The sequence below is a fragment of the Desulfobacter sp. genome (assembly GCF_050177295.1).
On the sequence record NZ_JBFXHE010000018.1, the window covers coordinates 12,660 to 27,186 of the forward strand.

General features: G+C 46.6%; 10 protein-coding genes and 1 tRNA gene. 2 read left to right on the plus strand and 9 right to left on the minus strand.

Annotated elements, in window-relative coordinates:
• The 3 genes from AB7U36_RS02905 to AB7U36_RS02915 form a co-directional block, all read right to left on the minus strand.
• On the minus strand, positions 1 to 2,988 hold the full coding sequence (locus tag AB7U36_RS02905) for a chemotaxis protein CheB (RefSeq protein WP_428158308.1): 2,988 nt from the start codon (positions 2,986 to 2,988) through the stop codon (positions 1 to 3).
• A 211-nt stretch (positions 2,989 to 3,199) separates the two neighbouring features.
• Positions 3,200 to 4,831, minus strand: a complete 1,632-nt coding sequence (gene groL, locus AB7U36_RS02910; protein WP_428158309.1) for a chaperonin GroEL — start codon at positions 4,829 to 4,831, stop codon at positions 3,200 to 3,202.
• Between the two features lie 119 nt (positions 4,832 to 4,950).
• Entirely contained in the window at positions 4,951 to 5,391 is a 441-nt protein-coding gene (locus AB7U36_RS02915; RefSeq protein WP_428158310.1) for an Hsp20/alpha crystallin family protein, read from the minus strand.
• Between the two features lie 589 nt (positions 5,392 to 5,980).
• On the opposite strand from AB7U36_RS02915, the gene AB7U36_RS02920 reads away from it, so the two are divergent.
• A complete protein-coding gene (locus tag AB7U36_RS02920; protein WP_428158311.1) occupies positions 5,981 to 6,814 on the plus strand; it encodes a P-loop NTPase in 834 nt (277 codons plus the stop codon).
• Between the two features lie 267 nt (positions 6,815 to 7,081).
• Here the strand turns inward: AB7U36_RS02920 and AB7U36_RS02925 are convergent, their stop codons facing one another.
• The 5 genes from AB7U36_RS02925 to AB7U36_RS02945 form a co-directional block, all read right to left on the minus strand.
• Entirely contained in the window at positions 7,082 to 8,614 is a 1,533-nt protein-coding gene (locus AB7U36_RS02925; protein WP_428158312.1) for a glycogen synthase, read from the minus strand.
• Positions 8,615 to 8,883: 269 nt separating this feature from the next.
• On the minus strand, positions 8,884 to 11,280 hold the full coding sequence (gene lon, locus AB7U36_RS02930) for an endopeptidase La (RefSeq protein ID WP_428158313.1): 2,397 nt from the start codon (positions 11,278 to 11,280) through the stop codon (positions 8,884 to 8,886).
• 342 nt (positions 11,281 to 11,622) lie between these two features.
• Positions 11,623 to 11,850, minus strand: a complete 228-nt coding sequence (locus tag AB7U36_RS02935) for a hypothetical protein (protein ID WP_428158314.1) — start codon at positions 11,848 to 11,850, stop codon at positions 11,623 to 11,625.
• A 354-nt stretch (positions 11,851 to 12,204) separates the two neighbouring features.
• Complete coding sequence (locus AB7U36_RS02940) at positions 12,205 to 12,606, minus strand: type II toxin-antitoxin system HicB family antitoxin (protein ID WP_428158315.1); 402 nt, start codon at positions 12,604 to 12,606, stop codon at positions 12,205 to 12,207.
• Positions 12,607 to 12,617: 11 nt separating this feature from the next.
• Positions 12,618 to 12,800, minus strand: a complete 183-nt coding sequence (locus AB7U36_RS02945; protein ID WP_428158316.1) for a type II toxin-antitoxin system HicA family toxin — start codon at positions 12,798 to 12,800, stop codon at positions 12,618 to 12,620.
• Between the two features lie 413 nt (positions 12,801 to 13,213).
• Here AB7U36_RS02945 and AB7U36_RS02950 point away from each other — a divergent pair.
• A tRNA-Met gene (locus tag AB7U36_RS02950) sits at positions 13,214 to 13,290 on the plus strand.
• A 47-nt stretch (positions 13,291 to 13,337) separates the two neighbouring features.
• Here AB7U36_RS02950 and mmuM read toward each other — a convergent pair.
• On the minus strand, positions 13,338 to 14,288 hold the full coding sequence (mmuM, locus tag AB7U36_RS02955) for a homocysteine S-methyltransferase (RefSeq protein WP_428158317.1): 951 nt from the start codon (positions 14,286 to 14,288) through the stop codon (positions 13,338 to 13,340).
• Positions 14,289 to 14,527 lie beyond the last annotated feature (239 nt).

Below are 14,527 nucleotides of genomic sequence, written 5' to 3' on the forward strand. Positions count from 1 at the left end.
CTACGTTATTGGGGATTGTGAAGGCCTGAACTGAAGCAGAATCCGGTATGGAGAATTATTATCTCCTTTAAGAATAGACCCTTTAATCGTATAATTTTTCTTTCCGGAGGCGGTTTCAAACTCTATTGTATCCGAGATAAAATCATTATTTGTTTCCAAAGCTGTTTTCAATTGTGTTTCCAGATCATTTTTTTGTATAGGCATTTTTTTTAAGGGGTGGATAAAATCCATTCCGTTAAGGTATGCCCGGTCTATGTTCATAAGCGTCAAATAGCACATGTTGGCGATAACAATGCAGCTGTTTTTATCCAATACCACCATTGGGTCTTCGTTTATATCGAATATGCTCCGCACAAGTTCCCAGGCATTTTCAGCTTCTTTTAACGAGGTTTTAAGCTGGATATGGATTTTTTTTTGATCTTCAATGCTTGTAAATGTCATTACAGCGCCGTCGATCCGGTTATCCGTGGTACGATAGGGTATGATGCGCATGTTGAACCATCTCCCTTCATTGGTCTGCACTTCGGTTTCAACGGGTGTCAAATACTGCAGGACATTTTCCAGGTCATTAATCATGTTGTCGTATTTCAGGTTGCCGGCAACATGCTGGATAGGCCTGCCGATATCTGTTTGAATGAGATTGACAATCATCGTGGCTTCAGGTGTAAACCGCCGGACCCGCATGTTATTGTCCACAAAAATATTGGCGATTTCCGTACTGTTCAGCAGGTTGCGCATGTCATCATGGGCTGCCGACAACTCCTCCACTTTGCCCTGAAGCTCTGCATTGACGGTTTGCAGTTCTTCGTTCAGAGACTGAAGCTCTTCCTTGGAGGACTCCAGTTCTTCGTTGGTGGACTGCAGCTCTTCGTTGGCCGACTGAATTTCTTCATTGGTTGATTTGAGCTCTTCATTTGATGATTCCAGTTCTTCGATGGTTGTCTGATGACTTTCCCTGGTCGTCTGCAGTTCCCGTTCCAACTCGACAATCCGGGTTGATGCAAGCGAGGAATCATCTTTACCGGCAAGATTCCCGGTTTCGTCCAAGGATTCGGATTCGATATCCTTAAAAACCACAAGGAAGCGTCCGGCAAGCTCATCGGGTTTCTTCAAAGGGCAGACATGCAGATCAATCAGTTGATAATCCCCGTTGGTTTTTACAGACAGTCTTTTCTTGGTCACGTTAACAGCTGATGACCTGGCAGCCCTCAGGGCTGCTGAAAGTTCTATGCGCAGCCCCTCACGGGCCATATCCAGGATGTTGTTGGTGATAGGGCCGCTGGGCGTCTCAAGGTACTTGCCGGTCCTGCCCTGTATATTTATGATGTCGCCATTGCTGTTCGTAAGAACGGCAGTTGGGCCAAACAGTTCCAACACCACCTTTTGTGTCAGATAGCTGGCGTCGAACGGTTTATTTTGAAGATTCACAACAGATGAATCCTTGGGATGTTCCATAGCCAATGTCCCGGTGGGAAAGTTGACAATCTGCCGTATGGCTTTAGGCGCTTCCTGACGTCTGAATATTCTCCATTTTTTATTGATGGTTTGGAACAGATCCGTTGCTCCCCCTATTGTTTCGGAAGAACCCAGCATAAGAACGCCGCCCGGGTTCAGTGTATAGTGAAACAGGGGCAGCAGCTTTTTTTGTGCATCGGCATTCAGGTAAATCATCAGATTCCTGCAGCACAACAGGCTCAGCCGGGAAAACGGCGGGTCTTTGATAATATTTTGAACGGAAAAGACCACACAATCCCGAATTTCTTTTCGTATACGGTAAAAATCGCCCTCATTAATGAAGAAACGATTTATACGGTCCTCGCCCAGATCCGCTTTTATGCTGCACGGGTAAACACCTTCACGGGCTTTGTTAATGGCCCGGTTATCAATATCCGTACCAAACAATTGCAGGGTTACCCGGTTTGGAATCCTATCAAGGACCTCTTTTAATATAATGGCCAGAGAATAAACTTCCTCACCGGTTGAACATCCCGGAATCCAGGCTCTGAAGGTGGCGTCAATTCCCAGGGCCCCTATAAGGTCCGGCAGGACATCTGTCTTCAGCATTTCAAAGGATTCCGGATCACGGAAGAAATTGGTCACCCCAATCAACAGCTCTCGAAACAGGGCATCTATTTCGTCGGGGGTTTCCCTTAAGTAGCGCACATAAGTTTCATGGCGGCTGATATGGTTCAGGCCCATCCGGCGGTTGATGCGCCTGAGAATTGTATTAAGCTTATAGGATGAAAAATCATGACCGACATGTGATCGAAGAATGGCATAAATTTTATTTATCCAGCTCTCCTCCTTAACGGGAAGCGTAGAGGGGATATCCTGGGGCCGCAAGGCTGTGTGTGAAAAATACTGGATGAGTTTTTCAGGCATGTCCGCCGGAGCCATGATCATATCGACGATTCCGGTATTGATTGCGCTGCGGGGCATACCGTCATATCCGGCCGATTCCTCGGATTGAACAAATACAAGCCCGTCATTCACTTTGATCTCTTTGATACCCAGAGTACCGTCCGTGCCCATGCCTGACAGTACAATGGCAACGGCATAGCTTCCCTGGTCCTGGGCAAGGGACCGGAAAAAGAAATCAATGGGCAGCATCCCGCCCTTCTTTGTTGTCATATCCAGAAGCTGAATTTTTCCGTTGTAAACTGAAATATCCTTGTTCGGGGGAATGACATATGCTCTGTTAGGCTTAAGGAGCTCTGCGTCTTCTGCGCCTGACACCGGAATCGATGCTACGTTTTGAAGCAGAGCCGGCATAAGGCTTGGCTGGTTCGGCGTCATATGTACCAAAACAATAAAAGACATGCCGCTTGTTGCAGGGACTGTTGTAAAAAATGCCTTTAATGCTTCCAATCCCCCGGCCGACGCCCCCAACCCCACAACAGGAAATGCTTTGGATTCTGATTTTTTTTCAATACTGTTGGCTGCTTTTTTCCTTTGGGTTGCATGGCTGTTTGATTTGGATTGCGGCAATTTTGTTTGATCCTTTTCTTTTTTAGGCACGTGACCTAATTTTAATTTTTCCCATACACTAAAATTATAAAAATCACAAAAGAAAAGTTCTATCCGATTGCCCTATCCTGCTAATTTTAAGGGAGATATCCCAGGCAGTTTATTTTTCCATTTTTTAAGTGTGAGCGGATCATGGAATCCGCTCCGGTTATCTTGTTCAGGAAATTTTCATTTAGTAGATGTCGTCATCCATACCTTTCCCGGCAGACATGGCCGCCATTTTCTTTTTTTGGGGTTTTTCTGCGATCATGGCTTCGGTGGTCAGCATCAGGCCTGCGACCGAAGCGGCGTTTTGAAGAGCGAAGCGCACCACCTTGGCGGGGTCAATAATTCCGGCTGCCAGAAGATTTTCATAGGTATTGGTCTGGGCATTGTATCCAAAATCGCCATTGCCTTGCAACACCGTGTTCAGGACAACAGCTTCTTCCATGCCGGCATTGCGGACGATCTGCTTCAACGGCTCGGACAATGCCTGCTTCAATACATTGATCCCGTTTTGTTCCTCGCCATCGGTTTTGATGTTTTCCAGCACTTGTATGCACCTGACCAGAGCAACGCCGCCACCGGGGACAATGCCCTCTTCAACAGCCGCCCGTGTGGCGTTCAATGCGTCTTCAATACGCGCCTTTTTTTCCTTCATTTCGGTTTCCGTGGCCGCTCCGATATTGATGATCGCCACCCCGCCGATGATCTTGGCCACCCGTTCCTGCAGTTTTTCACGGTCATAGTCCGAAGCGGTTTCTTCGATCTGGGCCCGGAGCTGCTTCACACGGCCTTCAATGGCGGACTGGACACCGCCACCGTCCACAATGGTGGTGCTGTCCTTGTCTATTTTAACGGATTTGCAGGTTCCCAGATTTTCTGTTTTGATATTTTTCAGTTTGAAGCCTAAATCCTGGGAAATCATCTGGCCTCCGGTCAGAATTGCAATATCCTCAAGCATGGCCTTCCGGCGGTCCCCGAATCCCGGGGCTTTCACCGCCGCCACTTTTAAGCTGCCCCGCAGTTTATTGACAATGAGGGTGGCCAAGGCCTCGCCCTCCACATCTTCGGCAATGATTAAAAGCGGCTTGCCGCTTCCGGAAATGTCTTCCAGCAACGGCAGCAGATCCTTCATTCCGGTGATCTTCTTTTCATGAATAAGGATGTAAGGATCTTTGAGCACGGCTTCCATTTTTTCCGCATTCGTTACAAAATAAGGCGACAAATATCCTCTGTCGAATTGCATGCCCTCCACCACATCCAGTGTGGTCTCCATGCTTTTGGCCTCTTCCACGGTGATGACGCCTTCCTTGCCCACCTTGTCCATGGCCTCGGAAATCAGTTTCCCGATGGTTTCATCATTATTGGCCGAAATGGTGCCCACCTGTTCGATCTCTTTTTTATCCTGGGTGGGTTTGGACAATTTTTTAAGATTGGCGACAACTGCGTCGACCCCTTTGTCGATACCACGTTTCAATGCCATGGGGTTCACCCCTGCGGACACCAGTTTCTGGCCTTCATTATAGATGGCCTGGGCCAAAACCGTTGCTGTCGTTGTGCCGTCACCGGCGGTGTCGCTGGTTTTACTGGCCACCTCCTTGACCATTTGCGCACCCATGTTTTGAAATTTATCGGATAAGTTAATCTCCTTGGCCACGGTGACGCCGTCCTTGGTGACCAGGGGGGAGCCCCAGGATTTTTCCAGGACCACGTTGTTTCCTTTAGGCCCCAGGGTCACTTTTACTGCGTCGGCCAGGGTGTTGACGCCCAGAAGCATTGCATCCCGGGCTTTTGATCCGTAGCTGATCATTTTTGCAGGCATGGTGTGTACCTCTTTATAATGATTTTAAAAACTGTCGGGATATAGGTCACCCGGGCCAGAATTCTGTGCTTCCGGCCCGGGTCGTATTCCCAGCATTGTTGCGTCCAGGAGGTAATGATCTATTTAACGACAATTTCAATCTGTTTGGGTTTTGATTTTTCCGCTTTGGGCAGGCGAAGCGTTAATACGCCCTCCTTGAACTGGGCTTCAATCCGGTCTTCCGCCACATTGTCCGGCATGGAAAAACTGCGCAGGAAGCTGCCGTAATGCCGCTCGACCCTGTGGTACTTTACATTTTTATCCTCTTTTTCCCGTTTCCGCTCCCCCCTGATATTGAGAACCCCGTTATCAATGGTGATCTTGATATCTTCCTGTTTGATTTCCGGTATCTCCACCTTGATGGTGAAATCCAAATCGGTCTCGGCAATATCCGCGCGAGGAGCCCAGTCTCCAGGGGTCAACAGTTCCTGGTTGCCCAATGAAGGCCAGTTTGGATGCGTCAAGTATTTGGTGAACATATCATCAATTTCCCGGAACGGATCCCATTTGGTCAGTTTCATTTTTTATCTCCTTATTTCTTGAGTAAAACTGTTTCCAGGTTCGGTTCGACAGTCTGATGTTCGACTCCGGAAACCTGCCTGACTCTTCATTCTGCAATTCCGATGCCACCTAAATACGGGACAGACATTAACGCCGCAGACGGCCTGGAAAGTATAGGGTTATGGATCACAGCAACCCAAGGCGGACAGGAACCGGCCGGCTCTGTATCTCCAGGATATTTCAGGCTCTGTTTTTCGAAAAAAATATCAACCTGTACGTATAGTTCCGTTTGTCGCCGGAAACAAGACTTACGGCATGATTATTGCTGACAACTTGAAACTGATGCCCTGCAAACAGGCCGCCTCCCTATAACAGCCATGGGCTGACCTGACATATCAACTGCCGGGCTCAGCCCGCAACGAAACAAGAAAAAACCTGAACAACATGGGGGACTTTCATATAAACAGGCGTGGTGGAAAAAATAGTGACATGGACCTGGAAAAAATGCGGACATGTCGATGTAAGTCATTGAGGCCGTGCCGGGATTAAAATGAACGATGGCCGAACCGGGGGCATATGCAGCATAAAATCCGTAACGGAGGGAGAACTATGAAACACGCTTCAAGAAGCCGAATTGCAAATCATATGCCTGATCAGAAGCAGAATGACCTTACCCCAAAAGTGCTGAAAAAAATCAGCCGGAAATTCATTGTGATGAGCGGTAAGGGAGGCGTCGGGAAAACAAGCGTATCTGTTAATCTTGCCATCACACTTGCAAATATGGGGTATACAGTTGGATTACTGGATGTCGATATACACGGACCGGATATTCCCCGGATGCTCGGACTGGATGGTATGCTCTCTGTCAACCTTGATAAAAAGATAGAGCCCATGCGGTATGGAGATAATTTAAAGGTTGTATCCATGGAGTCCTTGATGCCGAATAAGGACGAAGCCATTATCTGGCGGGGACCTGTCAAACATACCGTCATAAGGCAGTTTATCGGGGAAGTCAGCTGGGGGGTATTGGATTTTATGGTGATTGACTCCCCGCCTGGAACAGGGGATGAGCCCTTGACCGTTGCCAAATTGGTCCCGGACGCCCAGGCCATTATTGTTACAACACCCCAGGAAGTGGCACTGGCAGATATCCGCAAATCCATCAGCTTTTGTCGAAATGTTCATATAGGCATTTTGGGGATTGTTGAAAATATGAGTGGGTTTATCTGTCCCCATTGCGGGAAGAATGTTGATATTTTTGGAACCGGCGGAGGGGAAAAAACAGCAAAATCCTATGGGCTTAAATTTCTGGGCAGAATTCCGTTTGACCCGGACATGGTAAAGTGTGAGGACCAGGGCATTTCATTTCAACACTTACACGCGCAATCTCCTATCACGGATGCGTTTATCCGCATTGCTGAAAGAATGATACCGAAAAATTGAAGGATACGGCAAAACATGGATTGAATGTTACGGCACCAGGGCGATCTTCAACGCTTCATCAATCTATTCAAGTAGATTGCCTTTCCATCCCCTGGTTCAAAGGGTCATCTTCTTCGGAAAGTTCTTTGTCCGACAAATCCTTTTAAAACGATATTGGTTGGAATTTTTATGATCAGTTCTATTTTTTTCATCCGGATTCCTCCTTTTCGTTGTCTTGTTGGGCAATAAACAAAATTCTTTGCTGTCATTGAGCCATGTTATTGTTCCTTAGGCTGTTTTATCGCATCTCCTTTCTGTTATTGATTCACAAATGTGATGTTTCAGCATTTTTTCATATAAGAAAAGATAATGCTCCACTGTTACCGCACGATCAAACCTTTCATGGGTTTGTTTCATGATCCGGGATACCTGATGGTTCTTCACGTCCCCCGGCAAGTTGTAAAACATCATCGCCCTATCTATTGCTCTCATCAAGCTGTCTGCATCAGTTTGATCGAATAAAAACCCGTTCCCGCAATTCTTCTCAACATCCAGGGGGGTGACGGTTTGATGATTGCCGTTATTATTATAGACAATGGGAAGACTCCCATATAAAAGCCCGGTAATTTCCCCAGAACTGACAGGTTCCACTGCAAATGGAACCAGAACAAAGTCTGATGCAGCATAGGCTGCCCGTAAAAGTGAATCCTCCGGATTGCAAACAGCTACTCTGTTTGTTAAATCAAAATCCCGGATGGTATCCTTTATCAGCCTCTCCATCGTTCCTCCAGCTGTAAAAATAATCTCCAGGTTCTGATGCCAGTCCCTGGAAAGAAGCGCGTACAGTATCGTTGAAATGAAATAAGAGCTGTCATGGACCTTGTCTACGCATGACGGCCAGAATAAAATTGGCTTTAACGGATCTTTGGGCAGTCCCAGACGGTCCTGGATGAAAATTTTATTGGCTTTCTTACCGTTGATATGGGTTTTTTCATCATATTTTTTAAAGATGGCTGTATCGTTTTTCGGCAGGCATGATCCATCCGGGTAGTTCAAAATCGCTGAGGCGCATCCCTGGGCGACTTTGTTTGAAAGTTCCTGTTTAATGGACGGGGCAACCAATGGATGCAGCCCTTGAATCATTTCTCCTAGAAATTCAGGGCGGGCCGTATTAACAAAATGAGCTGCGAAAATACCACTGGCAAGAAAATCCACCGGATTAGAGCTACGGGTTTCTTCATAATTAAAGGGCTGCCGTTCAAAAAAAAGGTTCTGCCAGAAGTACGCTGCATCAATTCCTGTGTCTTCAATGGAAGACAACAAGGCTTTATTGTTATAAATATTGTGAATAGTAAAAAGACAGGGTATCCCAAGCTTTCTTGCCACGGCCGGAATCAACCCCGTCATCCAGTCATTGCAATGAATCAGATCCGGTTGCAACCGTGGGATAATGGAGTTGATCACCTCCCGCTGGAAAGATAGCGAACTGCTTATATTTTCCTGGTCAGAATCGGAATAGACCTTTTTTTTATAAAAAAAGATCCGGTCTTCAGCCAAATGAACCCTTGCTTCATTATGCCGGGTTCTTATCCAGCTCAATTGATTTTGAAACAAAGGGCTGTCATAATGATTGAACAGGGTGCGGTAATCAGGCAGCGCCACATGAACATCAACACCTTTTTCATATAATTCAGAAATAAGTAAAGCGGAAATGTCCGCCATCCCGCCGTAACTCGCCCTTAAGGCACTCATTTCTTCCGGAAGAGAAGAAAGTTCCGGTGTAACGAATAGGATTCTGGGCTTTTGAAAATCATGGGACATCGGGTATCTCCTAATAATCTAAATAGGTTAAAATCGATTGAAACTATGAATTTTCAAATGGGACAGGTGTGCTCCCATTAGGAACGGGGTATATCCGAACATTTATAAGTAAAAATAGGATGATTATGATTACGAATCAACACAACAGAAAACTATAAAAAAAAATATAAATCGACTATTAAAAATAGGGGCGTATTCAAAGGACAACAACAGGAATGATGGTATGCTCTTTGTCGGCCTTGATAAAAAGATAGAGCCATGAGCTATTGTCACGGCACCAGGGCGATCTTCAAGGCTTCATCAATCCATTCAACCGGTAAAAATTCGATGGATTGACGCACTTCTTCCGGCAATTCATTCGTATCACTTTCATTGCATTTGGGCAGGATCACCTTTGTCAGGCCGGCCCGATGTGCCGCAAGGACTTTCATCTTGATCCCGCCCACGGGCAGGACCCGGCCCCTGAGAGTGACTTCTCCCGTCATACCGATATGGCTGCCGACAAGCCGGCCGCTGAACAGACTCGCCATGGCCACAACTATCGTAATACCCGCAGATGGACCATCTTTTGGAATTGCACCGGCCGGGACATGGATATGAACATCGGTATGTTCAAATACATCAGGATCAATCCCGAGATATTCGGCTTTCGACCGAATATAACTGTGGGCTATCTGAGCACTTTCCCGCATCACATCCCCCAGCTGTCCGGTGATGAGAAAATTCCCTTTGCCTTTCATCCGGGTTGCCTCGATGAAAAGGATATCCCCTCCCACTGTTGTCACGGAAAGGCCGGCGGCGATGCCTGGTATTTTGAACGGCTCTAAAGATTCGGGTTCAAATTTTTCTTTTTTCAGGAAATCCCTGACATGATCGGAGGTTACGGCAATATCCGTTATTTCATGGCTGATAATTTTTACGGCGATCCGGCGGCAAATGGTCCCGATTTCACGTTCCAGATTCCTGACTCCCGCCTCCCGGGTATAGCCTTGAATGATTTTTTTTAAAGCGTCTGTTCCAAACGAGACTTCTTTAGCGGTCAGGCCGTTTTGATTCAGCTGACGATTTACCAAATAATTTTTTGCAATCATGATTTTTTCATATTCCGTATAACCCTCCAGCTGGATGATTTCCATGCGGTCCTTCAGGGGCGCCGGGATGGCTTCCAACTGGTTTGCGGTTGTGATGAAAATAACATCGCTCAGGTCAAAATCCACATCCAGATAATGATCACGGAAAGTGCTGTTCTGTGCAGGGTCAAGCACTTCAAGGAGGGCACTGCTCGGATCTCCGCGCCAGTCGTTGCCGATCTTATCCACTTCATCCAGCATAAAAACAGGATTACGGGAGCCTGCCCGTTTAATTGCCTGTATGATCCGGCCGGGCATGGCACCGATATAGGTCCGCCTGTGACCGCGGATTTCAGCCTCATCCCTCAATCCTCCCAGGCTCATGCGCGTGAACTTTCTTCCAAGAGAGCGGGCGATACTCTGCCCAAGACTCGTTTTCCCGACTCCCGGCGGTCCGGCAAAACACAAAATAGCGCCCATGGCCTGGTTTTCATTTTCAATGGTGCCGGATTCCGTCGGAACCCGGCGGGTATTTACCAGTTGCCGGACAGCCAGATATTCCAGAATTCGATTCTTGACGTCCGCCAGGTCATAGTGGTCATCATCCAGAACAGTCCGTGCGTGATTGATATCCAGTTCATCTTTTGTCCGTACCTGCCAGGGTAAATCAACTATCCAGTCCAGATAGGTTTTGATGACGGCGTATTCCGCTGAGTTCCGGGACATCTCGCCAATTCGTTTCAACTCGCGCAACGCCTCCCGTTTGGCCTCATCCGGGAGGCCGGCTTTTTCTATCTTCTCAGAATATTCATCGAGGTCAGAAAGGCTTTCCTCCGGTTCTCCCAACTCTTTTTGAATCGCTTTGAGCTGCTTGCGAAGATAGTAATCGTGTTGCTCTTTACTCATGGACTGGCTGACATCCGATTGAATCTTCTGCTTCAGCTTAAGGATATCCCTTTCGTGTGATAAATGAAAAATCAGCAGGTGCAATTTATCCTTTACACTATCGGTTTCAAGCAACGCCTGCGCATCCTTCAATTCAATCTGGATATTGGATGCCACCAGATACAAAAGATAACGGGGATCTTTTATTGTATCGATGTAATCATGCGCAGCGGCCGGGATATTCGGAAGAAGTGAAATGAATTCCTTAGAAAGCGCCTGCAAAATTCTGAAGGCGGCTTCAAGCTCATTATCGTGCTCGAGAATGTCCGGGTGCAATAAAATCTTTGCTTTCAAATATGGTTCTGTTTCATGCCAGGAGACAATGCGGAACCGTTCAAACCCATAAAGAAATATCTGCAGGCCGTTGTCGCCCAGATGAACGATCCTGTTCAGTATGCAAACGGTACCAATTTCATGGATTTGTCCCGGCATGGGCTCTGAGATCGAGCTGTCTTTCATTGCTGCAAGCCCGATTAAATGATCTCCTTTAAACACATCTTCAATCAGCTTCATCGATCTTGGAATTTTTATCGACAACGGCAGAGGCATAAACGGATATGCGACAGTATGCCGTAAAGGGAGGATCGGAAGCTTGTCAGGTATCTTTTTCAAAAACACTTCATTGTCTTCATGTGAAAATGATTTTGTCATTTCTATCGGCCTTTGTTTAAAGGGGTTGAAGTACAATGGAACGAAAACGTACGCTAACTTTGTAATATCTTATAACCTGTTGAACGTCCAATATTCATTTGCCGGAAGATATCAGTTTCTCCAACACTGTTTGGGGTTCACCGGGGGGCTGCGGCTGTCAACAGCGGTATCAACTGTGGCGCTGCGGCCTTGAGGACCTGAATCGCAAGAGCGCTTGTGAAAACATAGTTGTCGGAATTCTGGCCGGCCCCATAGGCGGTGATGACGCCGTAAAACCGGTCGCCGATGAAAAAAACAAACGTGGGTCCAACAGTTTCCGGTTTTCAATATAGAGCAAAATTTTTACAACGATGTCCGGGATCTGTCTGTAATCTGAAAAACACGTTCAGGATAGGCCGTGGCATAAATAAGACGCCCCAACCGGTCTTCGATGCGAAGAGCGGCCTGGATTTTTTCCCGGTACGCGGGATAAAATCCAGCCTGGGTGTATTGAAGCAGAAATGGAGAAAAGCGGGCCTGCCTTTCGATATCGTAACCGGCGGTATCAAGATTTCGAAGAAACGCCGGCAAATCAACATATCCAAGCCGCTCATCATAACATACAGCAAAAGATAATTTTCTACTGTTGCCGCATGATCAAACCTTTCATGGTTTTGTTTCATGATCCGGGATATCTGATGATTCTTTACATCCCGTGGTAAGTTGTAAAACATCATCGCCTTATCAATTGCTCTCATCAAGCTGTCTGCATCAGATTGATTGACTAAACAACCACCGACTACAAGTCGGTGGGTTTGAAATCGCGGACTGAAAGTCCAGCAATACCGGCAACGCCGGTTTATTCGATATCAAATTTATCATTGGGGCCTTGGATAAAGGCATTCTATATGTCGTATCGCTTCTTCTCTTGTCATGGTGCCCTCCCTATTTTGATTCTAATGCTTTAATTGCTGAGTCTGCCAAAAACGCGGATCTGTTTTTTGCTTTACCGCTTTTTACAAATTCATCAATTCTGTTCATTAAAAGCTTGGGCAAGGTAATTGTGGCCTTTTCAGTTTTGCCGAGGAATGCAGAAACATCAATTTGTACAAAAGCCCAGGCTGCCCCTTTGTAATCAGGAGAATGCTGCCATTGCTCTATGGTTGTTGCTTTGGGAGCGATTTCTCCATCTTCAGCTAATATTTCAAGATGAGAAGAGATAGCTTCCTCAACATTATTTAAGGCTTCATCGTATGTTTCCCCTGCTGAAAAACAACCTGGAATATCAGGCACAGAAACACCATAACAAGAATTTTCATCTTTATGGATTGCAACTGGATAACGCATAAAATTTCCTCCTATTTTAATCCCGCCTGTTTTAAAATGTTTGATTGAGTGCCTATTGGCAGGGTTCGCTTTGGATGTGGTATAGTAACCAAGCCTTTTTTAACCGGATGCTTAAAATGGTGATGACTTCCCTTTACTCTTACCAAGCTCCAACCATCAGCCTCTATCATCCTTATAAGCTCTTTGCTATTCAAAGTAAGTTCCTTGCTTGTTTTCCATATATTTTATACTGCTCAATGTATAAAGTCAAATATTTTTGAGGTATAAAAATATAAAATTTATTTTTGCGGATTAATCCAGAAATTATAAATGCCCTTTATCCAAGAGTACGTATACCATGGTCTTTTCGATCCTGGGCCACATATCGTGGTATAAAAATTCCTTTATAACTTAGTTTAAGGGCGGATGTCATGGCGTTTTATCCAGACTAAATAGTCTTAAAAAAACGCCCCAGGCCTTTTACATTCCAAGCATCAAAAGCCCGGACCCTGTGGGCAAATGAAAATTGCCTTTAAAAACCTTTTCTGCAAATTCGGCAGGGATATTAAGTTCAAATTTCATTTGACATAAACCCTGGCTTTGTGCTATTAAATTTTGGTTTATTTGTGGCGACGTAGCTCAGATGGTTAGAGCATGCGGCTCATATCCGCAGTGTCCGGGGTTCAATTCCCTGCGTCGCTACCAGCCTCTACAATGGCCCCTGTCTTCAGGGGCTTTTTTGATTTTACCCCCTATGGTTTCAGGGCCAAAGCAAGCTGGCGGATATCGTCCGGTGTTGTCTGGCAGCACCCTCCGATGAGCTGAGCCCCTTGTTTTGCCCAATGAACCGCCATTTCGCCAAAGGAAGGCAGGCCCGGCTTTGGGACCCACGCTTTGGTCAAGCTGTTATACACCCCGCCTTTATTGGGGTACACCACCACGGGTTTGTCAGTCACGGACCGGATCTCCTTCACAAGGGACGCCACATGAACCGGATCTGTACAGTTGATACCCATGGCTGCCACACAGGATTTGTCATCCAGCCATTGGGCGCAGTCCCGCACCGCCTCACCGCTGTTGATGTGCCGCCCGTCCTTTGCACTGAAGCTGAACCAGGCCGGGATCGTATCCAGATCCGCCACCAAATCCTCCAGAAGCCGGACAAGGGCCCTGGCCTCGGCAAAACTGGGCAGGGTTTCACAGGCCAGAAGATCAGGTCCTGCGCAAATCAGTGTTTTCAATCTTTCTTTGTGAAAATCAACCAGTTCATCTTCACTGATGCCGTAATTGCCGGTGTATTCTGACCTGTTTGCCAGAAAGGCCCCGTAGGGACCTACAGACGCAGCCACCAGGGGTTTAAGGCGGTTGATCCGGTTAGCGGGATCAGCCCAGAAAGCATCCACGACTGTTTTTGCCAGTGTAACAGCAGACCGGATAAGCTTTTGGGCCTGTTCCGGGGTGTACCCCTGGCGCGCCAGGCCCTGGAACGTGGCCTGGTAACTTGCGGTGATCAGGCAGTCCGCCCCGGCATGAAGATAGTCGGTATGAACTGCCGCAATCATGTCGGGATTGTCCGACAGAAGCCGGGCCGACCAAAGCGGATTATCAAGATTGCACCCCCGGCGCTCAAGCTCCGTGCCAAGTGCCCCGTCAATGATCAGGTATTTCTGCTGTTCAAGATACGTCTGGATAACATCGGTCATGGTCTTGTTTCTCCTTTGCCCTTTTCATTGTTTTAAGGTTCACACCCAAGGATTATGAAATCCATGAATGAATTTGAGAAGTATAAATTTAATCTCCTTGACATCTTTGATTCAGACCCAAATTTATGATAGATTTTTCAAATCACCAGGCTATTTATTTAATATGGGAGTACCACCTATGCCAGGCATATATGACATTTGTGTCCAGGACCATTTTGCAGCAGCCCATTCCCTGAGGG